Source organism: Halomonas korlensis (assembly GCF_900116705.1).
GTDB lineage: Bacteria > Pseudomonadota > Gammaproteobacteria > Pseudomonadales > Halomonadaceae > Halomonas > Halomonas korlensis.
In genome coordinates this window covers 16,925-42,122 of the sequence record NZ_FPBP01000004.1, presented here as the reverse complement: position 1 = coordinate 42,122, position 25,198 = coordinate 16,925, and the positions used below count along the sequence as shown (strand labels likewise).

21 protein-coding genes and 1 pseudogene are annotated in these 25,198 nt (G+C 62.4%); 15 read left to right on the top strand and 7 right to left on the bottom strand.

Annotated features, from left to right (window positions below; translation table 11 throughout):
• Window positions 1-77: 77 nt before the first annotated feature.
• The 14 genes and pseudogenes from BM341_RS06890 (at window position 78) to egtD (ending at window position 14,577) form a co-directional block, all read left to right on the top strand.
• Entirely contained in the window at window positions 78-1,040 is a 963-nt protein-coding gene (locus tag BM341_RS06890; RefSeq protein WP_089794298.1) for an IS1595 family transposase, read from the top strand.
• Between the two features lie 44 nt (window positions 1,041-1,084).
• The gene (locus BM341_RS06885) at window positions 1,085-1,543 is read left to right on the top strand and encodes a LexA family protein (RefSeq protein ID WP_089794296.1); all 459 of its coding nucleotides are present in this window, start codon (window positions 1,085-1,087) and stop codon (window positions 1,541-1,543) included.
• The gene (locus BM341_RS06880; protein ID WP_089794294.1) at window positions 1,540-2,817 is read left to right on the top strand and encodes a Y-family DNA polymerase; all 1,278 of its coding nucleotides are present in this window, start codon (window positions 1,540-1,542) and stop codon (window positions 2,815-2,817) included. Before BM341_RS06885 ends, BM341_RS06880 begins: the two co-directional genes overlap by 4 nt.
• Window positions 2,818-3,270: 453 nt before the next feature.
• Window positions 3,271-3,596: pseudogene (locus BM341_RS19830) on the top strand (four-helix bundle copper-binding protein).
• Window positions 3,597-3,843: 247 nt separating this feature from the next.
• The gene (locus BM341_RS06870; protein WP_089794292.1) at window positions 3,844-4,191 is read left to right on the top strand and encodes an NADH-quinone oxidoreductase subunit A; all 348 of its coding nucleotides are present in this window, start codon (window positions 3,844-3,846) and stop codon (window positions 4,189-4,191) included.
• A 38-nt stretch (window positions 4,192-4,229) separates the two neighbouring features.
• Window positions 4,230-5,489 carry an NADH-quinone oxidoreductase subunit D-related protein gene (locus BM341_RS06865; RefSeq protein WP_139232984.1) on the top strand — a complete coding sequence of 420 codons (1,260 nt, stop codon included), beginning with the start codon at window positions 4,230-4,232 and terminating at the stop codon, window positions 5,487-5,489.
• A complete protein-coding gene (locus BM341_RS06860; protein ID WP_089794288.1) occupies window positions 5,486-6,409 on the top strand; it encodes an NADH-quinone oxidoreductase subunit H in 924 nt (307 codons plus the stop codon). Before BM341_RS06865 ends, BM341_RS06860 begins: the two co-directional genes overlap by 4 nt.
• A 60-nt stretch (window positions 6,410-6,469) precedes the next feature.
• Entirely contained in the window at window positions 6,470-7,096 is a 627-nt protein-coding gene (locus tag BM341_RS06855) for an NADH-quinone oxidoreductase subunit J family protein (RefSeq protein ID WP_089794286.1), read from the top strand.
• A 27-nt stretch (window positions 7,097-7,123) separates the two neighbouring features.
• Window positions 7,124-7,429 carry an NADH-quinone oxidoreductase subunit NuoK gene (gene nuoK, locus BM341_RS06850; protein WP_089794284.1) on the top strand — a complete coding sequence of 102 codons (306 nt, stop codon included), beginning with the start codon at window positions 7,124-7,126 and terminating at the stop codon, window positions 7,427-7,429.
• Entirely contained in the window at window positions 7,429-9,354 is a 1,926-nt protein-coding gene (locus BM341_RS06845; protein ID WP_089794282.1) for an NADH-quinone oxidoreductase subunit 5 family protein, read from the top strand. The genes nuoK and BM341_RS06845 overlap by 1 nt, the downstream gene beginning before the upstream one ends.
• On the top strand, window positions 9,351-10,838 hold the full coding sequence (locus BM341_RS06840; protein ID WP_089794279.1) for a complex I subunit 4 family protein: 1,488 nt from the start codon (window positions 9,351-9,353) through the stop codon (window positions 10,836-10,838). Before BM341_RS06845 ends, BM341_RS06840 begins: the two co-directional genes overlap by 4 nt.
• Window positions 10,838-12,247 (top strand): NADH-quinone oxidoreductase subunit N, encoded by a 1,410-nt coding sequence (locus BM341_RS06835; protein WP_089794277.1) that lies wholly within the window; start codon window positions 10,838-10,840, stop codon window positions 12,245-12,247. Before BM341_RS06840 ends, BM341_RS06835 begins: the two co-directional genes overlap by 1 nt.
• A 39-nt stretch (window positions 12,248-12,286) precedes the next feature.
• Window positions 12,287-13,612 carry an ergothioneine biosynthesis protein EgtB gene (egtB, locus tag BM341_RS06830; protein WP_342713876.1) on the top strand — a complete coding sequence of 442 codons (1,326 nt, stop codon included), beginning with the start codon at window positions 12,287-12,289 and terminating at the stop codon, window positions 13,610-13,612.
• Window positions 13,613-13,614: 2 nt separating this feature from the next.
• Window positions 13,615-14,577 carry an L-histidine N(alpha)-methyltransferase gene (gene egtD / locus BM341_RS06825; RefSeq protein WP_089794274.1) on the top strand — a complete coding sequence of 321 codons (963 nt, stop codon included), beginning with the start codon at window positions 13,615-13,617 and terminating at the stop codon, window positions 14,575-14,577.
• Between the two features lie 164 nt (window positions 14,578-14,741).
• Here egtD and BM341_RS06820 read toward each other — a convergent pair whose 3' ends face one another.
• The 7 genes from BM341_RS06820 to BM341_RS06790 form a co-directional block, all read right to left on the bottom strand.
• Window positions 14,742-15,674, bottom strand: coding sequence for a hydroxymethylglutaryl-CoA lyase (locus BM341_RS06820; protein ID WP_089794272.1), 933 nt, complete (start codon window positions 15,672-15,674; stop codon window positions 14,742-14,744).
• Between the two features lie 31 nt (window positions 15,675-15,705).
• Window positions 15,706-17,661: an aconitate hydratase gene (locus tag BM341_RS06815; RefSeq protein WP_089794270.1), complete on the bottom strand. Its 1,956-nt coding sequence runs from the start codon at window positions 17,659-17,661 to the stop codon at window positions 15,706-15,708.
• Window positions 17,654-18,184: a TRAP transporter small permease gene (locus tag BM341_RS06810; RefSeq protein ID WP_089794268.1), complete on the bottom strand. Its 531-nt coding sequence runs from the start codon at window positions 18,182-18,184 to the stop codon at window positions 17,654-17,656. The genes BM341_RS06815 and BM341_RS06810 overlap by 8 nt, the downstream gene beginning before the upstream one ends.
• A gap of 10 nt (window positions 18,185-18,194) precedes the next feature.
• Window positions 18,195-19,241, bottom strand: coding sequence for a TRAP transporter substrate-binding protein (locus BM341_RS06805; protein WP_089794266.1), 1,047 nt, complete (start codon window positions 19,239-19,241; stop codon window positions 18,195-18,197).
• 91 nt (window positions 19,242-19,332) lie between these two features.
• Window positions 19,333-20,622 (bottom strand): TRAP transporter large permease, encoded by a 1,290-nt coding sequence (locus tag BM341_RS06800; RefSeq protein WP_089794264.1) that lies wholly within the window; start codon window positions 20,620-20,622, stop codon window positions 19,333-19,335.
• 13 nt (window positions 20,623-20,635) lie between these two features.
• On the bottom strand, window positions 20,636-21,853 hold the full coding sequence (locus tag BM341_RS06795) for a CaiB/BaiF CoA transferase family protein (RefSeq protein ID WP_089794262.1): 1,218 nt from the start codon (window positions 21,851-21,853) through the stop codon (window positions 20,636-20,638).
• 43 nt (window positions 21,854-21,896) lie between these two features.
• The gene (locus BM341_RS06790; RefSeq protein ID WP_089794259.1) at window positions 21,897-22,613 is read right to left on the bottom strand and encodes a GntR family transcriptional regulator; all 717 of its coding nucleotides are present in this window, start codon (window positions 22,611-22,613) and stop codon (window positions 21,897-21,899) included.
• Between the two features lie 1,503 nt (window positions 22,614-24,116).
• Here BM341_RS06790 and BM341_RS06780 point away from each other — a divergent pair.
• On the top strand, window positions 24,117-25,160 hold the full coding sequence (locus BM341_RS06780) for a patatin-like phospholipase family protein (protein ID WP_089794257.1): 1,044 nt from the start codon (window positions 24,117-24,119) through the stop codon (window positions 25,158-25,160).
• Window positions 25,161-25,198: the final 38 nt, after the last annotated feature.

The following is a 25,198-nucleotide window of genomic DNA, read 5'->3' as shown; positions in this document are numbered from 1 at the left end:
GTGTTGGCATCTGCTGTTGGCGTACTCTAAAGCTACTGTATAAACTACTGTATATCCAGTTTCCTCTGGAGTACACCATGAAGCGCTCAGACCTCAACGCGCTCGAGCAGACACTGGCTCGCCTCCCTGTCGATCTCAAAAAATACTTATCCAATCAGCTGCTTGGTCAAATCAACGCCCAAGCGGACACCCTGATCGCGACGGCAAGATCTCACTGTCCATGTCCCCACTGCGGCCATGAGCATCCTGTCAAATGGGGGCGTGCCGGTGGCTTGCCGCGGTATCGGTGTCGGAATCCCGATTGTCACAAGACGTTCAATGCCCTCACAGGCACGCCTCTGGCCAAGCTGCAGCACCGCGACAAGTGGTTCGACTACCTGCGTTGCATGCGAGACAGCCTGACGTTACGCGTCTCGGCGGCCCGAGTGGGCATCGATTTGAAGACGGCCTTCCGCTGGCGACATCGCTTCCTGACAACGAGCGCTCAAGACAACGCCAATCCCCTATCCGGCATCATCGAGGTAGACGAAACCGTCTTCCTGGAATCCTGCAAAGGAAAACGTAATATCACTCACCGCAAACCTCGAAAGCGCTGTGGGCAAGGCAATATGAAGAAAAAAGAGCAAAAGATTCAGGTTCTTATTGCGCGAGACCGTAACGGAAAGATCAGTGACTTGGTCGATCCGGCACTCAAGAAATCCACTGTTCATGAATTCCTGGCACCGATCATCGATCGTGACTCGATTTTATGTTCGGACGGGCACAGCTGGTATAAAACCTTCTCTGCCGATCATGACATTGCTCATCATCGGCTAATCACACTCGACAATCAGCGAGTGCTTGGCAAGGAATACCACATTCAGAACGTCAACAGCTATATGAGCCGATTGAAGGGCTGGATGGCGCGCTTTCATGGGGTGGGGACAGCGTACTTACCGAATTACCTGGCATGGCGACGGTTGTTTGAAACCGCTAAGCCAGCAGAGGAGGCGTGGTTTCGCAAGGCGATAGGCGCAGACCAACAACAGATACCAACATAGCGCTTTATATACAGTATTTACCGGCAGGTTATCGGGAGACCCTCATGTCGCATGTTCCGTCGTCGGCACTCAGCATTCTCGGCCGGGCCGTGGCCGCCTGCCCGAGCGTGACTCAGCCGCTGATGGGTTGTCGGGTACGGGCCGGTTTTCCCAGCCCTGCAGACGATCACCTTGACGTGGAGATCGATCTGCATGCTCACGTGGTCCGCCGGCCAGCGTCCACGTATTTCGTGCGCGCCGAGGGCGACTCCATGCTCGGTGACGGCATCCACCACGGCGACCTGCTGGTGGTGGACCGCAGCCTCGAAGCACTGCCCGGGCGGGTGATCGTCATCGCCGTGGATGGCGAGCCCACCGTCAAGCGTCTCGAGTGCCGCCACGATCGGACCTGCCTGGTGGCCAGCAATCCGCGCTTCGCCCCGATTCCGCTGGAGGGGCGCGAATGCCAGGTATGGGGGGTGGTCACCCATGTCGTGCATGAGTTGCCGGGGATCGCCTCGTGATCGCCCTGGTCGATTGCAACAACTTCTATGTCTCGTGTGAGCGTGTCTTTGCGCCGCGCCTGGAAGGCCTGCCGGTCGGCGTGTTGTCCAACAACGACGGCTGCGTGGTGGCCCGCTCGCGGGAGCTCAAGGCGTTGGGGGTCGCCATGGGCGCGCCTCGACATCTGCTGCCGCCGGCGATACGCCGCCAGGCGGTGCTGCTTTCCAGCAACTATGCGCTATACGGCGACATGAGTCGGCGCGTCAACGCGATACTGGCCGAGTTCTCTCCTGACGTGGAGGTGTATTCGATCGACGAGAGTTTCTTGAGCTTCGCCGGCTTCGATGCCTCGACGCTGGAAGTGCGCGGTCAGCGGCTACGCGAGACGGTCGGTCGCGATACCGGTCTCCCGGTGTGCGTGGGCCTGGCGCCGACTCGCGTGCTGGCCAAGGTCGCCAATCGGGCCGCCAAGACGATCGCCGCCTACGAAGGCGTGTGCCGGCTGGGCGCTGACGATCCGGCCACCCGGGCGTTGCTGCAGAGGCTGCCCGTCGGGGCACTATGGGGCGTGGCCCGGCGCACCGCCGAGCGGCTGGCGCTGATGGGGATCGAGACCGCCTGGCAGCTGCGCGAGGCCGACCCCAAGCTCATACGCCGCACCTTCTCTGTGGTGCTGGAGCGCATCGTCTGGGAGCTGCGTGGCCATGCCGCCATCGTCCTCGAGGACATGAGCGAGCCACGTCAGCGCATCATGGTGTCGCGCTCCTTCGGGCGGCTGACCGGCGAGCGCCATGAGCTGGAAGCCGCAGTGCGCCAGCACGCCGCCCGCGCGGCGGAGAAGCTGCGCCGTCAACGGTATCTGGCCCGCGCGGTGATGGTCATGGTGCGTACCAATCGCTTCCTGGCCGGCGAGGCTCAGCACAACAACAATGTGGTCGTGCCACTGGCGCGGCCCTCCGACGACAGCCGCACGCTGCTCGCGGCGGCGCGCCAGGCCCTCGGGGCGCTTTTTCGTGAGGGCTACCGCTACCAGAAATGCGGGGTCATGCTGCTCGATCTGGTCGATGCCCGGCATCACCAGCTGACCTTGTACGACGCCAGGCAGAGCGAGTCGGCGAAGGGGCGCAGCCAGCGCTTGATGGCTGCGGTGGACAAGCTCAATCGCGAGATGGGCCGCGATACCGTGCGCTTCGGCTTGCCGCGCCACCATAACGCCTGGGCATTGCGTTGCGAGCGGCGTTCGCCGCGCTACACCACGCGCTGGGACGAACTGATGACGGTCAGGACCGGCTGAGGGCATCTGCCTGCGGAGCGTTGGTCTCGTGCTTCACGCTCGACGAGCTCCGAGACTGATGTTTTTTCTTAATGTCTAATATTAATTGTGCCGTTCGACCTCGCGATGATAACGGTCCCCCGGCCGTTCCTCAGGGTCGATGGCAAGTTCTATCATTTTAGTAACCTGATTCAGCCTAAATTTCTGCCGACTAATAAAGTCTTTAAAGCCAACATCTGGCGAGAAGATAAGCCGCTATATACCGGCCTCATCAACGCCAAGACGACATAAACCTGTGGGCATTAATATCAGTTATTTAAGAAAGAGAATGTCAAGAAAGTTGGCCTTTTCTTGCGCTTCCTTCATGAGGTGGCTACACCTTATCTGTGAATTATCGTGATCGCTGTGATTCTGGATCAAATAATGTCAGGCCCGGTATGTTAGCTACGGATTAGTTTATCAAGGAAATTCGAAATGGAATTCGAAAAATTAAAATCCTGCATTGAAGTCTGCAATGTTTGTGCGGCTTATTGCGATTCCTGTGCCGTTGCCTGCCTGAAAGAAGACAATGTCAAGATGATGCCGAATGCATCCGCCTGGATATGCAATGTGCGCAAATCTGCCGTCTGGCCGCTTCCTTCATGGCCCAGGGCAGCGAACACGCCCGTGATATAAGCAGAATCTGCGCTGAAATATGTAGAAACTGTGGTGAAAAGTGTGCCAAGCACGATGCCGCTCACTGCCAGGAATGCGCCAAGGCATGTCAGCGCTGTGCAGAAGAATGCGCTGGCATGGCATGAAGCTGTTACGGCATGAAGCTGTTACGGAATAAATAAGCTAACCCTGATGCTCAGGGTCAAGAAATTCTGGCCCTGAGTTTCTATTCAGGGAAAAGCCCCATCCGTTCAGCGTGCGTTCAGGAAGGTAGTCTAGCTTATAAAAGAGATGCTTCGTCATGGCATGAGGTTCTACCCATGAGGTTTTACCTTCGCCACGATGTCGGAAGTGGTCTTGTCTCATAAGAGCCAATGACGCGAGAGGATACGCATGGAGCTGCTCACTCTTCTTGTCATCTTACTTCTCAGCCTGGGCGCCGGCCTCGCGGTGCAGTGGTGGCCGATGCGCCGTCAACCCCTGCCGAGCTATCCCCAGCGCGCACCGTTTCTGGGGGGTGGACTCCCCGATACCCACGCCTGGAGTCGCTATCACGTCCGTTACTACCCCATGACCCTGCTGCTCATCGCCTTCGAAATGGAGATGATGTTCATGTACCCCTGGGCGGTAGTCTACGTTGAAAAAGGCATGATGGCGGTGATGGAGATGGGCATGTTCCTGGCCATCCTGTCGGTGGGCATTGTCTACGCCTGGCGCGAGGGGGTATTCCATTGGCAGTGAGCTGGCTACGCCATTTGGCGGCACATGCACCGGTACCAGTGTTTCCTGCACTAGGCATGCATGGCGAAGCGGTGTTGCGCCAGTTGGCGTTGGCGCCGGGTATCGAGCGGGTCGATTCGCCACGTCATGCCAGCGTGCTGCTGGTGGCGGGCGGCATACCGCCCTATCTCCATGAGGAGTTGCGCCGCGTACACGATCAGCTGCCCCAACCTTGCGCCACGCTATGGTTTCGCAGCGAGCCCCTGCTGGGCCTTGAAAGCGCTACTCGGATCGACGAGCTCGACGACTTGCCCCGAGCACTGATCGTGCTGCATCGCGAGCTGATGAGTGGCCGCCGCGGCAGCTCGCCACGGCTCTTGCCCGACCAACCACCCAACCCCTGGGAGGGGCTAGGGGACTTTGGCCAGGGCGGCGAGGGCATGATGGGCGGCACTCCCTACGGTCGTCCCATGGCCATGAACATGCATGACGATATTCGCGACGGCCTGACGCTCGATTCGCTGACGTTCCGGCTCGGACCATTTTTTCCCGCCTTGCCGCCTGGCATGAAGGCGGAGATCACGCTTCAAGGCGATCTCATCCAGACATGGTCCACGCAGCTCGTGCCCTATCCCGTGAGTCTCGATGCAGTGTTCCTCGATGCCCTGCAGCGCCCGGTGCCCATCGCCGAGCTCGAGCTGGCGCGGGCTCGCGAGCATTTGCATCGTCTGTTTCACGGCCTGCGGCTCGCCGGATTGGAACGCCTCGGACGTCAGGCATTGCAGCTGGCGAACACGCTCACGCTCGATAGCAGGGTCGATGGGTTACGCCGCCGCCTGGTGCGCTGCGGCTTCTTTAGGCTGTCGTTGTCGGGCCGGGGCCGGCTCACCGAGGAGCAGGCCCGCAAGATCGGCGGATTTGCCGCGCGCGCTACGGGGCTCGATGACGACCTGCGCAGCGAAGATGCCCATTATCGCCGGCTGGGTTTCACGCCGGTAACTCAGGCGGCTGGCGATACGCGTGCTCGCTGGCAACAGACCTTGGCGGAGATCGAACAGTCACTGGTGCTGGCGAAGCAGGCCGTCGGGCAAGACCTTCACACCAGCGAGACCGGCAGCGTCGAGACACCGCACGGTCCCTGGACCGATCGGCGCCCAGAGGATGCCAGCCGCTTGCTCGGCGACCTGCTGCCGGGTCTGGAATGGGGCGAGGCGCTGGCGACCATCGCCAGCCTCGATCTGGCGGCCGTCTCCGAGTGGCCCTTGGAGGCGTGGGCCGCCGCGCCGCGCGTGGCATCGCACGAGGCGCGACGGGCATGATCTGGCGCGAACTCATCTTGCCGGTCATCGTGGTGCTGGCGGCGCTGGGCATCGGCGCCTATGTGGTCGCGGTGCTGGATCGACTGATTGCCGGTACGCTCGGCATGCCTCAGACCGGCAGCGCTTGGCAGGCGCCGCTGGCGCGTGGCGCCTGGCTGTTGACCCAAACGGCCAATGCCACCGAGGCGCCGGACTGGCGGGCCTGGCGGCTGGCACCGGCGTTGTATCTAGCGCTGGCAGCGACTGGGCTTGCCGTCGTGCCATGGTCGGAGACGCTGGTCGCCACCGACCTGGCGACCAGCGTGGTGCTGTGGGGCAGCGTGGAGGCGCTGGCCACGGTGGTGATCTTCCTGCATGGCTGGTCGGCCAATGCGCTGTTCGCCCTGATCGGGGCCTATCGGTATGTGGCACTGGGGCTTTCCTACATCCTGGTCAGCATGTTCGTGCTGATCGGCGTGGCGCTGCCGGCCGAGTCGCTGCAATTCACCCAGGTGGTGGTCTCACAGGCGGAGCTGTGGAATGTTATCCGCCAGCCGCTGGGTTTACCGCTGTTGCTGATCGTCGGGTTGGGAATGACCTTCTGGGGGCCGCTGAACCTCGCCGACTCGGCCGACCTGGCCGGTGGCACGGCGTCCGAGGTCTCCGGACCGCCGCGGTTGGTCTGGGACCTTGCCCGGGCGGCGATGCTGGTGGCGTTCAGTGGCGTGGCGGCAAGCGCCTTTCTCGGCGGCTGGCTGGGACCGTGGCTACCAGGCCCGCTGTGGCTGGTGCTGAAGATGCTCGCTGTCTTGGCCATGCTGTTGCTGCTGGGCCGTCTGCTGCCGCGCCTGCCGCCGGAGCGCTGCGTGATCCTGATGTGGGTGGTGCTGTTGCCGCTCGCGTTCGTCGATCTGGTCTGGGCCGGCGCAGCGGCATTGTAGTAAGTCAGTCGTGGTAAATAAGCGGTGGGAAAGGATGTTGTGAAGAAGGGAGGCACAGCGATGAGCCATGGCATCGGCGTCGATATCAGCTTCTTCTTGCTGGCCGCGCTTGCGGTCTACACCGGCTGGCGTGTGTTCTGCACCGACTCGATGGTGCGGGCGTCGTTCTTCCTGCTGCTGTCGTTCATTGCCGTTGGCGCGATCATGATCCTGCTGACCGCCGAATACCTGGGGGTGGCGATGTTCTTCATGATGGCCGTCGAGATGATGGTCATGGCGCTGTTTATGGTCATGTTCATGATGAACCCGGCCGGCCTCAATCCGATGAAGATGGTGCATCAGGAGCGCGCCGCCATCGTGGCCGGGGTCATCGCCTTCACCGTGCTCTCTGCGGTGGCCGTGTTCAGTGGCTTTCCCGATGCCCCGCTTCCGGCGAAGCACGCCCCGGTGGTCTCGCTGGGCCTGGAAATGCTCGGCGACTCGATGCTGATCTTCGAATCGGCGGCCATTGTCCTATTGGCGACGATGATCGGTGTGGTGGTGCTGTCGAGCCATCGCGGGCGTTACGGCGCGGCCGATGTCGGCTCGATGCCACCGGGGCTGGCACCGGACGGCGAGCCGGCGGGGCAGCCCCAGAACGAAGACGAGGACGATGACGAAGGCGGTGGACACGCGCATCACCATTAAGTGACCCGACACGGCAAGGAGGCCGACATGACATTGATGACGCTATTGCTGCTGGCGGCGGCGCTAATCGGTATCGGGCTATATGGCGCGCTGTCGCAGCAATCGTTCGTGATGCTGATGATGGGCCTCGAGCTGATGCTCAATGGCGTCATGCTCGCCGCCGTAGCGTTCTGGGCCTTCAGTGGGGCGGGTACGCCGGAAGGCCAATTATTGACCATCATTGTCATGGCGGTGATGGCCATCGAGATGGCCATGGGTTTCGCGCTGGTGGTGGCGGTCTTTCGCGCCAAGCAGGCCGACATGACCGAAGCGCTGAGCGAGTTGAAGCACTGATGCTGTGGTCGGTCGCGCTATTGCCCCTGTTGCTCGCGCCGCTGGTCTATCTGGCGGGCCGGCGGGTCGGGCGTGCCGGACTGACGCTGGGAACGGCACTGATCACGCTCGCGACCCTGGCCCTGGCCGGCTTGGCGGTGGCAAACGACTGGAGCGGCGGCTACCGCTGGAGCGATACGCTGGCGCTGACCTTGGACTTGTCCACGGCGAGCGCGGTCTTCGCGCTGGTGGTACCACTGGTCGCCCTGCCGGTAATCGTCTACGCCGGCTATCACGAGTCCAGCGCGCGGCTGATGGCGCTGCTGGTCGCTTTCGTTGGCGCCATGCAGTGGCTGGTGCTGGCGGGCGACCTGTTGACGCTACTGATCGCCTGGGAACTGGTCGGCGCCTGCTCCTGGGCGCTGATCTCACACCGCTGGGGCAAAGCCGAGATTCCACGTGATGCGGCGCAGGCATTTCTGGTCACTCGCTTCGGCGATTTGGGGCTGTATATCGCGGCGGCGGCAGTCTTCGCCGGTAGCGGCGGGTTTGGCTATACCGACCTGGCCGCGCTCGAAGGTGGCCTCCTGCATGTCGCGGCGGGAGGGATCGTTCTCGCGGCGGCGGCCAAGTCGGCGCAGGTGCCGTTTTCCCCATGGCTATTCGCGGCCATGTCGGGGCCGGTGCCGGTGTCGTCGCTGCTGCACTCGGCGACCATGGTCGCCGCCGGTCTCTACCTGATCATCCGCTTACAACCGACACTCTCGGATGTCGGCTGGTTTGCGCCGCTCGCCATGGGTATCGGCTTAGTGACCGCGCTGGCCGGCGGCGTAGTCGGCGCCGCCCAGGGACACGCCAAGAAGCTGCTGGCGGCCTCGAGCTCGGCGCAGTATGGCTTGATGTGGCTGGCAGTCGGCGCGGGCTTTCCCGGCGTGGCCCTGCTGCATTTCGTCGCGCATGCGTTCATGAAGGCCGGGCTGTTTCTCTCGGCGGGGCTGGCCGAAAGCCAGGTCGGCAGTTATCGACTGGAAGACATGCGTCTGGGCCGGCAACTGCCGGGCATCGCGCTGGCCACCGGCGTGGCGAGTCTGGCATTAGCCGGCTTGGCGCCGCTGGGCGCAGCCTGGAGCAAGGAGCAGATCGTCGCCACGGCCAATCATCAGGCGCTGTGGCTGGCGCTGCTTGTCATGCTGGCCGGTGGCTTGAGTGCGCTGTATGCCACGCGTTTTCAGCTGCTGGCCTTTGGTCGCATGTCCCGCTCTACCCGAGAGGTGCGCTCCGACCGGTTTGCTGCGCCGTCTCCCTCACCTTCTGAAGCCTGGGCGCTCTATTCGCTGGTCGGTATGACCTTGCTGCTTTCGCTGTGGTGGTGGCCCGAGGCGCAACACTGGATGGTCGAGGCCCTGGGCCTGCGCCTGCCGGAAAGCCATCCCTGGGAACTGGTCGTCTCGCTGGTCCTGGTGCTGACGGGGATCGTCCTGGGCATCGCGCTCACCCGTCGTGAACGGTCGTCGGCTTCGAGCCGCTGGAAAAGTGTCGCGACGGGCTGGTTCGGCCTGCCCACGCTGATCGAGGGCCTGGCGACGCTTGTAGTCGGTACCAGCGCCCGCCTGGCGCGCTTCGACGACCATGGGCTGGATGCTTTCGTCCATGCTGCCGTCATGCGTGTCCGAAGCGCCAGCGGCCGCCTGGCGCGCTTCGACGATGGCGTCGTCGATGCCGGGCTGCACCGTGCGGCCCGCCTCGGCCAATGGTTGGCGCGGTGCAACGCGACCAGAGGCGAGGTGCTTGCCGAGGGCGTGCCAGGGTCGCTGTCGCGGCTGACCGACTGGGGCGGACGGTATGCGCGTCAGGTCCAGAGCGGCCAGATGCACCACTACTACGCCGGCATTGCGATGGGTCTCGCCGCCATCATGGTTCTTTTGGGCATAGGAGTCTTCCTTTGATACTCACAGCCGCCTTGGGCCTGCCGATGCTAGGCGCCCTCGCACTCGCCGGTTCACGCCGCTGGACGGAGCACGCTGCTCGCCGATTCGCCGTCCTGGTGTCATTGCTGTCGCTGGTATGCCTGATATGGGCCTGGCTGCGATTCGATCCCGATGGCGCCCTTTTCCAGCTCGTCGAGGAGATCCCCTGGGTACCCAGCCTGGGCATGGGGTACCGGGTGGGGGTGGATGGTATTGCCCTGGCAATAGCGACGATGAGCGCGCTGCTCTTCGCTGCCAGTATCGCCTACCCCGTGGATACCCTAGGCCAGCCACGCCAGTACTATGCGTGGCTGCTCTTCCTGCAATCCGTATCGCTGGGCGTTTTCCTGGCGCTGGATCTGCTGCTTTTCTACGTCTTCTTCGACCTGAGCCTGGTAGGGATGTACTTCCTGATCGGCCGTTGGGGGCACGGACAGCCACAGATCTCGGCGCTCAAATTCTTCCTCTACACGTTCGCCGGCTCGCTGATGCTGCTGCTGGCAATCATCGGACTCTATCTGTCGGTCGATCCCTACACCTTCGACATGCGCGTGCTGATCGAGCAGCAGCCGCTGACCGGCACCGGGCTCTATGCCGGGCTGGTATTCCTGGCGCTGATGCTGGGCTTGGCGATCAAGACGCCGTTAGTGCCGCTGCACACCTGGCTGCCCCAGGCGCACGTCGATGCGCCGGGGCCGGCGTCAGCCATCCTCGCCGGCGTGCTGCTCAAGATGGGCACCTACGGGATGATTCGCCTTCCCTACGCCATGATGAGCGACACCTTCACGCGGTATGCACCCGTCATCGCCGTAATTGCCGTCGTGTCGATTGTCTACGGCGCCCTGGTCGCGCTCGCGCAGCGTAATCTCAAGCGGCGCATCGCCTACACCTCGATCAACCATATGGGGTACACGGTACTGGGAATCGCCGCGGCCGCCGCGTTCTTTGACGAGGCTATTGCCGCCCGTCAGCTCGCCCTGGTCGGGGCGACGGTGGAGATGGTCGCGCACGGTCTGATCACCGGCGCGCTGTTCCTGATCTGTGGCTCCTTCTGGCAGCGCACCGGGGAATATGCGCTGGATCGTTACGGTGGGCTGGCTCGCAAGGCGCCGCTGCTGACTGCTTTCACCGTGTTGGCGGCGTTCGCCAGTCTGGGCATGCCGGGGCTGGCCGGCTTTGTCGCCGAGTTTCAGATCTTCACCGGTACCTTTGCCGTATACCCTTGGCTGGCGGTGATCGGCATCATCGGGATTCTGATCACCGCGGCGCTGTTTCTGGATCTGTTACGTCAGCTATTCTTCGGGCGCCTGCCGTCGCACCTGACGGACTTCCCCGATCTGGGGCGTGCCGAGTGGGGCGTGCTGGGCATATTGGCGCTGGGTATCGTGACCATCGGGGTCTATCCACGCTTTCTGCTCACGTTGATCGAGGCGTCCTCCCAGATCCTCGTGGGAGGCCGCTGATGCCCGTCGGTGATGTACTGCCGGAAGTCAGCCTGCTGCTGGGCGCCGTGTCCATCGTGCTGCTCGCATCGTTTATCCGGCAGCACCAGCAGCACTGGATGGCGGTACTGGCCCTGTTGGCGGTCGCCATCGCCGTTGGGCTGACCTTTGCGCAGTGGAACGAGGCACCACGTCTGACATTTTCCGGCGTCTGGGCGCTGGATGGTGTGGCGATTTCGGCCAAGCTACTCATCCTGCTGGCTGGCGCCGTCGCCATTGCGCTATCCCCCGCGTGGCTGTGGACCGATCGTCGTCATGGTGAATATTACGCCCTGCTATTGTTTGCCCTGTTGGGCGTGATCATGATGGCGTCGGCCAGTGACAGCATGGAGCTGGTGGTGGGCGTGCTGCTCTCCTCGGTGGCCGGCTATCCGTTAGCGGCCTTTCATCGCGCCTGGACGCCATCGCTGGAAGCGGGCATGAAATACTTCCTGATCGGTGCCCTCACCAACACGCTACTGGTAGTCGGTGTGGTGGTGCTGTTCGGCCTGGTGGGCACTACGGGTTATACCGAAACGGCCGAGAGGCTCGCCGAAGGGCGTGACTCCCTGGCGCTCATCGTCGCCACGGCCTGTATCGTGCTGGGCCTGGCCTTCAAGCTGGCGGCCTTCCCGGCACATGCCTGGATGCCCGACGTCGCTCAGGGTTCTCCATTGCCCGCCGCCGCCTTCCTGACCGTGATCCCCAAGATCGGCGCGGCCGTCGCCCTGGCCCGCTTCGTGTCGCTGCTGCCCGCGGATATCGCCTGGCGCGCTATCGTCGCCTTCCTGTCGGTCGTCACCATGACGCTGGGCAATCTGGCCGCGTTGAGACAAAGCGATGTCCGGCGACTGCTGGGCTGGTCCTCAGTGTCGCAATCCGGTTATGCCCTGATGGCCATCGTGGTGGTGGGGGCCAGCGAGCGGGCGCTGCCGGCGCTACTGGTGTTTCTCGCCAGTTACGCCATCGCCAATCTCGCCGCCTTTGCCGCGGTGACGCACCTGCGGGGGCGCACCGCGCTGGTGGATTACCACGGCCTGGCCGGCAAGGCGCCTACCGTCGCCGCGATACTGATCACTGCGCTGCTGTCACTGGTCGGCATCCCGCCATTGGTCGGCTTCTTCGGCAAGCTACTGCTTTTCGAGGTCTCCATTGCCGGCGGCTACGCCTGGCTGGCCTTCGTCGCCGCGGTGAATACGGTCATTTCGCTGTTCTATTACCTGCGTGTCGCCGCTGCGATGATGTTCGGTGCCTCCGACTCGGTAGTTCATGTGCTGCCGGGTCAATGGACCCGGACTACGCTGATGATCGTCGGCCTGCTGCTGATTATCGGCGGGCTCGGCGCAGAAACGCTCATGATACTCACAGACTCGATACGCTTTGCCCTGTAGGTACTGGCAGGTCTGGCCTGCCAGACCCGCTTTGATGGAATGATAGTTAGGAGGGGATCGTTTATGTCACTAATACAAGATTTGCCTATCGACTCACTAGATAGCACGCATGCTAAAGAGTGGCTACGTGCCTATCAGCGGGTCCGGGCCGCCACAGAGACAATTTGTGCGCCTCTGCACAAGGAAGACTACATGGTGCAGAGCATGCCGGACGTCAGCCCCCCAAAATGGCACATCGCCCATGTCAGCTGGTTCTTCGAAGCATTTATCCTAAAACTTTTTCATCCCTCCTATCAGATCCTCGATCCCGCGTACGATTATCTGTTCAATTCTTATTACGTGACCCACGGTACCCCGTTTGCGCGCCCCGATCGCGGCATGATTTCGCGGCCGACCGTGGACGAAGTCTATCGCTTTCGTGCCCATATCGATCGCGCCATAGAAGAGTTGCTCAACGACCTACCACAAGAGCACGTTCAGGAGATCCTTCGTCGTATGGAGTTGGGGCTGCATCATGAGCAGCAGCATCAGGAACTTCTTTTCATGGATATCAAGCACATCCTGGCCCAGAATCCACTGTGTCCGGCCTACCGGGACGATCTGGCGCCGAGGCCCGTGCATGGAGTGGGCGAGCTCGGCTGGCATGCCTATCCTGCCGGGGTCCGGCATATTGGTCATGATGAGGCTGACAAGGGCTTCGTCTACGACAATGAAATGGGGCGCCATCTCCAGTTCGTCGAGGCTTTCCAGCTTGCTGACCGTCCGGTGACGAATGGCGAATTCATGGAGTTCATACAGGCGGGGGGGTACGACAAGCCCGACTACTGGCTATCGGATGGTTGGGCCACAGTCAAGGCCGAAGGGTGGAACTCCCCTCTCTACTGGGTCAAGCGGGACGGGGTGTGGCATCACTATACCTTAGGCGGCCTGGTGCCGGTCGACATGAACGCGCCGGTATGCCATGTCAGCTTCTACGAGGCAGATGCCTATGCCCAATGGGCCGGGGAGCGCCTGCCTACCGAAGCCGAGTGGGAGACGGTAGCCCGCGACTTACTCATGCAGGGCAATTTTGCCGAGCAGGATCATCTGCAGCCGATCGCGGCTGTGCCGTCCGCGGAAGCCCCGAGACAGATGTTCGGTGACGTCTGGGAGTGGACCGGCAGCGCGTATCGGCCCTATCCCGGGTTCCGCAAGTTGCCAGGCAGCCTAGGTGAGTACAATGGCAAGTTCATGTCCGGCCAGATGGTATTGCGAGGCGGCTGCTGTGCTACGCCGAAAGATCACATGCGCGCTACCTATCGTAATTTTTTCCCTCCTCATGCCCGCTGGGCATTTTCCGGCTTCCGTCTTGCCAAGGAGAGCTGACCATGAACCTGGCCGTAAAATTCCACGATTTGCATCCGACCCCGGCTATAACATCGCTTCGTGTTGAGATACTGATGGGCTTCAGAGCCGAGCAAAAGTTCGCCTCGCCAAAGTTTTTCTATGATCAGCGTGGTTCCGAGTTATTCAATCAGATTTGTCATCAGCCCGAGTACTACCCGACACGAATCGAAGAGGAGATCCTTGCTAATGCCGCCGAAGACATAGCGAGAATAGCAGGGCATGAGGCGACTCTGATCGAACTTGGCAGCGGGGCAAGCCGCAAGGTACGGCTATTGTTGGAAGCCATGCGTCCTTCAAGCTATTTGGGCATCGACATTTCCCGAGACTTCCTTCTTGAAAGTACGCGGCGTTTGGCTGCCGATTACCCATGGCTTGAGGTTCATGCTGCTTGTGCTGACTTCTCTTGCAACATGGCCTTGCCTGACGGGCTATGCTGCGAACGACCGGTTGGTTTCTTTCCTGGTTCGAGTATCGGAAACTTTGACCCACAAGACGCCGAGGATTTCCTGCGCGGTTTGCATCCTTTGCTGCCCACGGGCAGTGGACTATTGGTAGGTATCGACCTGCTCAAGGACAAGTCGACTCTGGAAGCCGCCTACAATGATGCTGCTGGGGTGACGGCAGCATTCAACCTGAACCTACTGGAACGGCTTCGTCATGAGCTGAACGCCGAGATCGAGCCTGAAAACTTTCGCCATCAGGCGTTCTTCAACGAAGAGCAATCCCGCATTGAAATGCATCTGGTCAGCCAGTTGCCTCAAGTCGTCACTATTGAGGGGGAGCGTTTCCGCTTTCTAGAAGGGGAAACGATCCATACTGAAAATTCGTATAAATATACAATCGGAAATTTTCAGGCACTGTCGGGTCGTGCGGGATTCGAAGCGCAGCGCTGTTGGACCGATGCCAATAGCTTGTTTAGCGTGCATTATCTTAAGCGTACATAGCAGTGAAGTTGACTTCCCTGCGCTGAGCTGGGATGGCTGTGGGTTGATGGCGGAATGGATGAGCTGGCTAGATGGCTCATCGTCTAGCTCCGACAGCATGATGTCGCTGGTGGCATGACCGATAATGAGGCTACCAAGGGTAACCTCTTCATGGTGAGTGAAGTTCACGCCGCCCGTTCGCGAGGCACCTGGCGAAGGTGGCTGGCGGTCTGCCCGCCGGGCAGGGCGGCGATGGCATCGGCGGCCAGCAGCAGGCGTGCCATGTCGATGCCGGTATAGACCTTGCCGCCGTCGAGAGCGTGCAGGACGTCCTCGGTGGCGGTATTGCCCGTAGCGCCGGGGGCGAAGGGGCAGCCACCGAGGCCGGCACAGGCGGTATCGATGGCGGTGGCGCCGTGGTGAAGCGCGAACAGCGCATTGGTGACTCCCATTCCGAAGGTGTCGTGGCCATGGAATGCCCACTTCACGCCGGCACGGCCGTGATGGTCGATCAGCCGGGAAAAGTGCTCCGCCACCTGATAGGGCGTGGCGCGGCCGGTGGTATCGCACAGCGCGACTTCCATCGGCAGCTCGTCGCAGATCGCCATGGCGTGCGCGAGCACGCTATCGACCTGGCGCCAGTCGATGGTGCCCTCAAAAGGGCAGTCGAAGCTGGTGCCCAGGTCAAGTCGCAGGTAGGTATTACCCTCCTGCTGCATCAGGCTGACGATGCGCGCGAGATCGGCCAGCGAGTCGTCCACGCTGCGCCGCACATTGCTTTGATTGTGCGACTCGGAAACCGAAACCACGAACACCAGCTCGCGAACGCCGTGGTCCAGCGCCAGCTCGGCACCGCGTAGATTGGGCACCAGGGCCGAGAAGCGCATGGCAGCTCGGTCGGCGAAGGCGGCCACCAGCTCGCCGGTATCGGCCATCTGCGGAATCGCCTTGGGACTGACGAAGGAGCCGATTTCCAGGCGAGTGACGCCGGCATCGATCAACGCCTGAATGCAGCGGATCTTCTCGGCGGTGGGCAGGGGGTCGCGGATCGACTGGAAGCCGTCGCGAGGGGCGACCTCGACGATATCGACCATGGCGGGAGGCGAGAGTAGGTTCATATCGCGGCCTCGTGAGTCGTTGAGTTGAGTGTCATGAGGTAAAGGAGGCATCGCTGGATCGGGAGAGGTAGTTGATGACGCCGCCGGCGGACAGGATCTCGCGCTGGCGGGCGCTGAGCTCGTGGCGCAGGGTGAGCGTCTCGCCGTTATCCAGGGTCGCGGTGACGTCGCGTCCGGCGGCAAGCGCCTCGCGCCAGCCTTCGATCCGCAGGCGTCGGCCCTGGCCGAGACGCGCACGATCGGCGGGGTCGGCGAAGGTCAGCGGCAGCACACCGAAACAGGGCAGGTTCTGCCAGTGGATGCGGGCGATGCTCTCGGCGACCACCAGCTGCAGTCCCAGCAGGCGCGGCACCAGGGCGGCGTTTTCGCGGCTCGAACCCTGTCCGTAGTTGGCGCCGCCGACGATCGCGTGGCCGGCCTCGCCCTGCTCGCGGGCCCGTGCGACATAAGCGGGATCCACGGCCTCGAAGACATGCTCGGCCGAGGCATACACGTTGCTCCAAAGCGGCAGCACGCGCGCACCGGCGGGCATGATGTCGTCGGTGGAGATGTTGTCGCCGACCTCGAGCAGCACGGGCACCTCCAGCGTCTCCGGCAAGGGCTTGAGCAGCGGCAGCGGCGGGGTGTTGTCGGTCGCCAACAGGTCGACCTGACGGGCCTGCTCGGCGGGCAGTGGCGGCACGAACCAGGCGTCATCGACCTGCATCTGCTGCGGCTCGCGCGGTCGCGGGTAGGGCATGTCGAGGGTGCGTGGATCGGTGATCACGCCGGCGAGCGCGGAGGCTGCCGCGGTTTCCGGGCTGCACAGGAAGACGCTATCCTCGCGAGTGCCGGAGCGACCGGGGAAGTTGCGCGGGACGGTACGCAGGCTGTTGCGTCCCGCCGCGGGGGCCTGGCCCATGCCGATACAGCCGTTGCAGCCGGGCTGGTGGAGCCGCGCGCCGGCCGCGACCAGCGCGCCCAGGTGGCCTTCGTCGATCAGCGCGGCGAGGATGCGCCGGGTCGAGGGGTTGATGTCCAGCGAGACGTTACCGGCGACGCTCTTGCCCTTGACGATCTCGGCGACCACCGCGATGTCGCGATAGCCCGGGTTGCCGGAGGAGCCGATATACGCCTGATGGAGGGGCTGCCCCGCGGCTTCGCTGACCGGCACCACCTTGTCGGGGCTGGAGGGCAGAGCGATCAGCGGCACCAGCGTCGACAAATCGATCACCTCGTCGCGGTCGTAGCGGCAGCCGGGTTCGGCGGCAAGCGCCCGCCAGTCGGCCTCACGGCCACGCGAGCGCAGGAAGTCGCGCGTCACTTCGTCGCTGGGAAAGACGCTGGTGGTGGCGCCCATCTCGGTGCCCATGTTGGCCAGCACATGGCGGTCCATGGCGTCGAGTCCGGCCAGACCGGGACCGTAGTACTCGAGGATGCAGTTCTTGGCCCCGGCCACGCCGTGGCGGCGCAGCAGTTCGAGGACGATATCCTTGGCGCTGACCCAGTCGGGCAGCTCGCCTTCCAGGCGGACACCGACGATCTCGGGCATGGTCAGGTAGAGCGGCTGGCCGGCCATGGCCATGGCGACCTCGATGCCGCCGGCGCCGATGGCCAGCATGCCCAGGGCGCCGGCCGCGGTGGTGTGGCTGTCGCAGCCGACCATGCTCTGGCCGGGGATGCCGAAGCGCTCCATGTGTACCGGATGGCTGATGCCGTTGCCGGGGCCGCTGTACCAGACGCCCAGCCGCTCACAGGCGCTCTTCAAGAACAGGTGGGCATCGGCGTTGATGTTGTCCTGCTGGATCAGGGTGTGGTCGATGTATTGCACGCTCGGCGAGGTGTGCACGCGGTCGAGCCCCATGGCATCGAGTTCGAGCATCACCAGCGTGCCGAGGATGTCCTGCAGCAGGGCTTGCTGGATGGTCAGGGCGATCTCGCTGCCCGGGGTCATGTCGCCGCTGATCCGGTGAGTGGCGATCAGCTGGTGGCTCAAGGTGTCAGCCATTGGCGGAGGTCTCCTCGTCGGCGTGGGCGCCGGGATGAATCAGGCGGTGGCCGGCAGCCACGGCGTCGATCAGGAATTGCAGCCCCAGTGCGGCAAACCCCACCGGCAGCAGCCCATAGGGGTAGACCATCGGCGTGCCCAGCGAGCTGGAAACGCGCTCACCGAACTCAAATGCCTGCATGGCCATGATCCCGCCGCGCCAGACCAGCACGAAGCAGAACACCGCGCCCAGCAGCCCGGTAAGCAGGTTGATCGTGGCGCGTACCGTTACCGGCAGCTTGTCCTTGAAGTAGGTGATCCGAATATGAGCATCGGCGCGCTGTGCCTCGGCCGCCCCTACCACGGCCAGGTACACCAGCAGGAAGGAGTTGATCTCCAGGCTCCAGCTGGTGGGAGCGGCAAAGGCGTAGCGCATGATGGCGTCGTAACCGATGGACACCATCATGAACATCAGCACGGCCATCGAGGTCCAGCGCAGGACGGCCAGCAGGCCGTCCCAGCTGCGCATGACAATCGAGGTCATGGGGTTCTCCTCAGGCCTCGCCCAGTGCCAGGGCGATGGCGCGAATACCGACGTCTTCCCCGACTTCTCCCTTCCAGTGGTTCCAGACCGCTTCGGCGCCGTTGTTGAAGGTCTCGATATCCTCGTCGGAGGGTTCGACGACCTCGATGCCTTCTTCCTCGATCTGCGGCCAGTACTCGTTGGGGTAGATGTCGTTGTTGCAGTGGTCGATGAAGTTCTCGTCGTACCAGCCGGCGGCGTTCTCGAGCACGCCCCGCACCTCGTCGTCCAGGTTGTCCCAGGTGTCGCGCAGCATGAAGGGTGCCACGGTGAAGGCGGTCATCGGCAGCTTGTAGCAGACCTGCAGTTGCTCCTGAAGGCTACGCCCGATCACCGTGGAGATGTTGAACACGCCGGCATCCACGGTGCCGCGCTGCAGCGCCATGTAGGTCTCGGACGAAGGGATGCGGGTGGCGCCGATGTCGTAGTCCTCGAGGGCCTGGGTGGCCTCGAAGCCGACGATGCGGATCTTCTTGCCGCGGACTTCATCAAGGCTGCGGATCGGACTGGCCTCGGTACTCCAGATGTATTCGGGCTCGAGTACGCCGCCGCCGGCGGTGAGCATGTAGAGGTTTTCCTCGGCCAGCACCTCGTTGATCAGTTCCAGCAGCGGGCTCCCCTGCGCCAGACGCTCAGGGTGGCGATAGAGTTCGTCGACCACGCCGGGCAGGCCGGTGATGCCGAGAATCGGGACCGAACGGGTGATGTAGGAGGTGGTGTGGAACATGAAGTCGATGCTGCGAGAGCGCAGCGCCGGCAGCTGTTCGTCGGCCTTGAGCAGCTGACCGGAATCATAGAACTCGACATTGAGGACGTCTCCGCCATTTTCCTTGAGGAGTTCGACGAAACGGTTGGAGCCGTAGGTCAAGGCCTTGTAGGACGGCGGCAGATAGGTCACGCCGGTCATGGTGGTGGCGGCCATCGCCCGAGGCGAGAACAGGCTCTGCCCGCCGAATAGGGTGGCCCCCGCGGTGGCGAAGGTACCGTATTTGAGCACTTGGCGACGAGTTAGGGTCATGGTGTGTCTCCGGTTTGTTGTTGTGCTTGCACAATTATTTTTACTTCCATTGCGACCCGCGCGTCCGGCCACGGGCCACGCTACACCGGCGCTACATGAGCCCCGGTAACCACAGGCTGATGCCGGGGAAGAACACGAACAGCATCAGCACGAGGAATTGGACCGCGACGAAGGGCAGGGCGCTTTGGATGATCTCTTCGACCGAAAGTTCGGGGCACACTCCGCGCAACGCATAGAGGTTGAGCCCCACCGGTGGCGTTACCACGGCGATCTCCAGATTCAGCACCATGATGATGCCGAACCACAACGGGTCGTAGCCCAGCGCTTCGATCAGCGGCAGCAGCACTGGCGTGGTCACCACGATCAGCGACACCGCATCGACGATCATCCCCAGCAGGATCAGCAGCAGCATGACCGCCAGCAGGATGGCCCAGGCGGGCAGGCCGCTGGCGGTCAGCGCCTCGGTGAGCAGCTGGGGAACGCGGACCATGTTGAGATAGTCGCCGAAGATCTTGGCGCAGCCGATGATCAGCAGGATGGCGCCGCTGATCCGTGCGGTGGAGCCGAGGATCTCGAGAAACTTGCGCCAGCTGAGGCTGCGAAAGATCAGTGTGGCGATCAAGAAGGCGCCCAGGGCGCCGATGCCGGCGGCCTCGCTGGGCGTTGCCACTCCGGAATAGATCGAGCCGAGCACGGCCACCACCAGCAGCGCGGCATGCCAGATGCCGGCCAGGCTCGCCCAGCGCTGCTTCCAGGTGAACTGCTCGTTGCTGGCCGGTGCCTCTTCGGGACGCAGCGACACCCGGATATAGATGTAAACCGAGAGTGCCAGCGCCAGGACGATACCCGGCACGATGCCGCCGATGAACAGATCGGCGACCGAGACGTTGGAGACGGCGCCATAGATGATGAACGGCACGCTGGGCGGAATCAGCATCGCCAGGGCGCCGGCCGTGACGACCGAGCCTGCTGCCAGCGAACGGCTGTAGCCACGCTCGAGCATCTGCGGGACGGCGATCGAGCCGACCGCCGCCACCCCCGCCAGGCTGACACCGGAGACCGCACCGAACATCGCCGAGGCGCCTACCGACGAGATGGCCAGGCTGCCGCGCAGCCAGTTGAGCCAGCGCACCGCGGCAGTGAAGAGACTCGAGCCCACCGGGGTGGCGCCCAGGAAGTTACCCATCAGGATGAACAGTGGCAGGGCAATCAGTTCGAAGGCATTGAGCTGGCCGAACAGCGACGATGGCGCGAAGAAAAACGCCAGCGACCCGCGCGCCATGTACAGGCCGAGCAGTCCCGACAGCCCGAGGGCCAGAAAGATCGGGACGCCGAAGGCAATCAGCCCGATCAGCAGAACGACGACAATGACTGGATCCATGAGGACGCTCCGCTCAGATCACGTGATCGGCGCGCAAGGCGTCGAGGGTGTCGGGAGCCAAGCCAAGCCAGTCCGCGAGAATCGTCTCGGTGTGCTCGCCCAGTTCGGGTCCGACATGGCGCACACGTCCCGGGGTGTCGGTCAGCCGTGGGAAGACGTTCTGCATCGGCAGCGGCTTGCCATGGCGGTCCGGGACCTCGACGATCGCGTCGCGGGCCTGGAAGTGGGGGTCGTCGAGCATGTCGGGAGCACGAAACACCAGCCCCGCCGGCACGCCGGCCTCGGCGAGGATATCGACCACCTGCTGGGCGTTGTGCTGGCGTGTCCAGGCGGCCACCAGGTCGTCGATGGCCTGCTGATGCTCGCCGCGGGCGCGGTGGGTGGCATAATCGGGATGGTCGGCCAGGGTCGGCTGGCCCATGGCCGTGCATAGCCGTCGAAACACCGAATCCTGATTGGCGCCGATGATGACGTCGCGTCCGTCGCGGGCGGGATAGGCATTCGACGGCGCAATCTTGGGCAGGAAGCTGCCGCTGCGCTCGCGGATCTTGCCGGCCCGCGCGTACTCGGGCACCAGGCTCTCCATCATCGCCAGCACCGATTCGAAGATGGCACTGTCGACCACCTGGCCAAGACCAGTGCGTTCGCGCTGATGCAGGGCCACCAGCGCACCCATGGCGCCGTGTAGCCCGGCTAGGGTGTCGCCGATGGAGATGCCCACGCGAACCGGCGGGCGATCCGGATAGCCGCTGAGATAGCGCAAGCCCCCCATCGCTTCACAGACTGAGGCGAATCCCGCACGGGAAGCATAGGGACCATCCTGGCCGAAGCCGGTGACCCGCACCATGACCAGCCGTGGGTTATAGCGTGACAGCGTCTCGTAGCCCAGGTCCCAGCGCTCCATGGTGCCGGGGCGGAAGTTCTCGATGATCACGTCCGCCTGTTCGGCGAGCTTGCGCAGGATGTCCTGGCCCCGGGGTTGACGCAGGTCCAGCGTCAGCGATTGCTTGTTGCGGGCGATGACGTTCCACCACAGCGGCTCGCCAGTCTCGAGGTCAGCCTCGCCCCATTGGCGCATGGCATCGCCCCGGCCCGGGGGCTCGACCTTGATGACGTTGGCCCCGAAATCGGCGAACACCTGTCCGCAGTAGGGGCCAGCGATCAGCTGGCCGAGCTCGAGGACCTTGAGATCCTCGAGGGGAAGGTCGGTGAGAGAGGTCAGGTCGGTCATTGTTGTTATCTTTCCTCGCAGTGTCGATGAGCGTCGTCAAGGGTCAGGTCAATGGCTCTTGCCGGTCGCGGGGTACAGCGTCGGCAACGCTTTCATGCAGCTTTCTTGCCGAGAGCAGGTGAGCGTGCATGATGCTTTCGGCCCAGCCGGGGCTCTGCGCCTGGATGGCCTGAAGAATCTCGCGGTGATGGCGCATGCTGCGCTGCATGGCCTGGCGGTCGTAGAGGTCAAAGTTGCGACGGATGATCGAGGTGCGGACCACCATGTCGAGCACGGTGTAAAGACGCTGGTTATTGCTGGCGCGTATCAGTTCGCGGTGAAACTCATGATTGAGCAACGCGATTTCATTACGGGCCTCCGCAGTGGGCTCCATCGGTTCGGCCAATATCTCCATCCGCGATGCCAGCGCCTCGAGGCGAGCGAGCCGCGACGGTTCCATGTGGCGGCATGCCATGCCCGCCGCCATGGGTTCCAGCACCAAACGCAGCTCGAATACCTCGCGGGCATCACGCTCGGTCCAGACCACCACGCGGGCGCCGTGATGGGGAATGGCCTCGAGCCAGCCCTCCGATACCAACTCGCGAAGCGCCTCGCGAACCGGCGTGCGGCTTACCTCGAGCTCGCGAGCCACGCTGGTCTCGCGAATGTAGTCGTTCGGCCGGTAATGCCCGTCGAGAATGCCCTGCTTGATGGCCTCATGAACCTGTGCGGTGGCCGTTCTCACGACAGGCGAGGCATCGAGTTGACTGACCTTGCTCACGGTCGAAACCTGATTGTTGTATGCAATCTATAGCCTAGGTGAGTTCTGCCACCCTGTAATGATAGACCTTTGGTGTATGTTGCATACAATATGTCTTATTACTTTAATAACCTCGGCGACGCGGTAAGCGCTTGATTCGTCATCGGTGTGTGGCGGACAAAAATATAGACAACGCAAAACCGCCACCCGGTATGACCCGTAAGTGGCGGTCTTTGGAGGGTCTCGGGGATCCCGGCACGGTTCAAAGCAATCTTTGACATGCTCCTGCCGGAGGGCGTTGATCACCCAGCCCCGTCTGCACTACTGAGGATCCCGTAACGCTGCGTTCGCCAGCGCACAGTGAGTACGTGCCATAAGGTTCATCCTCAGCCCGAGTGTGGCAATGGATATGCCGAAACAGGACGTTGCCCTATGCGCTGCAGGGAACGTAGCGCCACCTTCTCTTCGCAGGCCGCTTGTTCGACAGTATCTCGTTCTTCGGCTCGTGCTTCGACATTGACCTTGGCTTCGGGGAGCGCCACCAGGCGCTGTGCGTGCCGAGTACCTCTGCCCCTCGGCCTGACAGATGCCGACATCATGGCCCATCACCTATCTTTACTCATGGCGAGGAACGGAGATTGGAACCGTGTCTAGAGTGCCGTGAAGGGTATTGACGAGCAGAGGGCCGAACGAGAGGTCTGGGAGAAGTGGCGTCGCCTAATTCTCTTCAACCATATGCAGACACAACACCTAATCGACCCCGATGAGGAAGCAATAGTGAAAGCCATCTTTGCCCTAGTTCTTGGATCAATAGCCTTGCTCTTGGCTATCACCGCTCAGGGTTCTCCCAGCACGCGAATCATCCTTGCTTCCGTGGGCCTGGCGTTATACGCGGTGGCGCTGATCCCGGCGACTGCTCGAGGCGAGCCGAAAGCATCCTTGCACCGTAAGCCGAGCAAATCCGAGCAGGGCGAGTTCCGCTATCGCCCGTAGGTGAGCTGGGGCGGACGGAAAATGAGGAACCAACATGCAACTCATCGATCAGCTGAGCGACCCCAGGCGAAGGCGTATGCCAAGCATTGCTTTGAGGAAAAAACTGCCAAAGAGCTACGCGCCGCAACAAATGAAACCCCCAATCCAAACGTGCTTAGCCACTGGGGCTGACGGAAGGCCAGTATGCCGAAGCCATCACCACGGCTTTAGCAGAACTAGAATCGTAACTGGCGCAAAACTGGGCAACGTAGAGGTAATCAACAAAACCCTGACGTTTTTGGCTCACGCTCACGCGTTCTAGCCGCAAGGGTACCCTCAGTCGATCGAGGCGCTGATGATGTCCAGGATCCCATTGTGTGCTGACTTCCTAAGCCTCCCTTTTTCTCCAGCGTCGGGCGTCTATGTACGCCACCAAACAGACAATCTTCCTGTCTTGTCTTTACGCTGCGGGCAGCTCACGCGTCTGGCCATTTCCATGACCTTCTTGTCGGCCTCGATGCACCGTTCATCCACCACCCGATAGGTCCGCACATGGCGCAGAAACCCAAACTCATTAACCTCGCCCTTCAGGGCGGAGGTGCGCATGGCGCTTTCACCTGGGGGGTTCTGGATCGGATTCTCGAGGACGGGCGGTTGCAGATCGCCGGGATCTCGGGCACGTCGGCGGGGGCGATGAACGCGGTGGCGCTGGCCGACGGCTTCACCCGCGACGGTCCTGAGGGCGGTCGTGCTGCTCTTGAACACTTTTGGCGACGCATGGGCGAGGGCGCGAAGAACAGCCCGCTGAAACGCACGCCTTACGACGTTCTGACGGGTCGCTGGGGGCTGGAGAACAATCCCATGTATCACGCCATGGATGCGCTCTCCCGGGTGGCGTCACCTTATCAGCTTAATCCCATGAATATCAATCCGTTGCGCGATCTGGTGGAAAAGAGCATCGATTTCGACATGGTGCGTAGATGCACTGCGTTCAAACTGTACATTTCGGCCACCAACGTGGAGAGCGGCAATGTCAAGGTCTTCCCTCGCGAGGAAATAACGTTGGACATGTTGATGGCCTCGGCCTGTCTTCCGCATATCTATAAGGCAGTCGAGATCGACGGCGTGCCATATTGGGATGGCGGCTACATGGGTAATCCGGCGCTGTTCCCCTTTCACGGCGAGACTGGTACCAACGATATCGTGGTGATTCAGATCAATCCGATCGAACGCAAGGGCGCGCCGAAGACCCCCCAGGACATACAGAACAGGATGAGCGAGATTAGCTTTAACAGTAGCCTGCTTAAGGAGCTGCGCGGGATCGACTTCGTCGACCGGCTGATCCGCCAGGGCAAGCTCTCGGCCGATGAATACCGTCAGGTTCGGGTGCATGTCGTGGAAAACCAGGCGGAGCTGATACCGCTGGGCGCTTCATCGAAGATGAATACCGAATGGAAGTTTCTCACCAAGCTGCGTGATCTCGGCCGTGACACCGTCTCACGCTGGCTGGATGAGAATTTTGCAGCCATCGGCGAGCGTTCGAGTGTCGATCTTCGTCAGATTTTCCAGGGCATCGGTGCCCAGCACCAGGGTTAGGGATGGCAAGAGCCTCAGCATGAGGCTAACTGACTTAT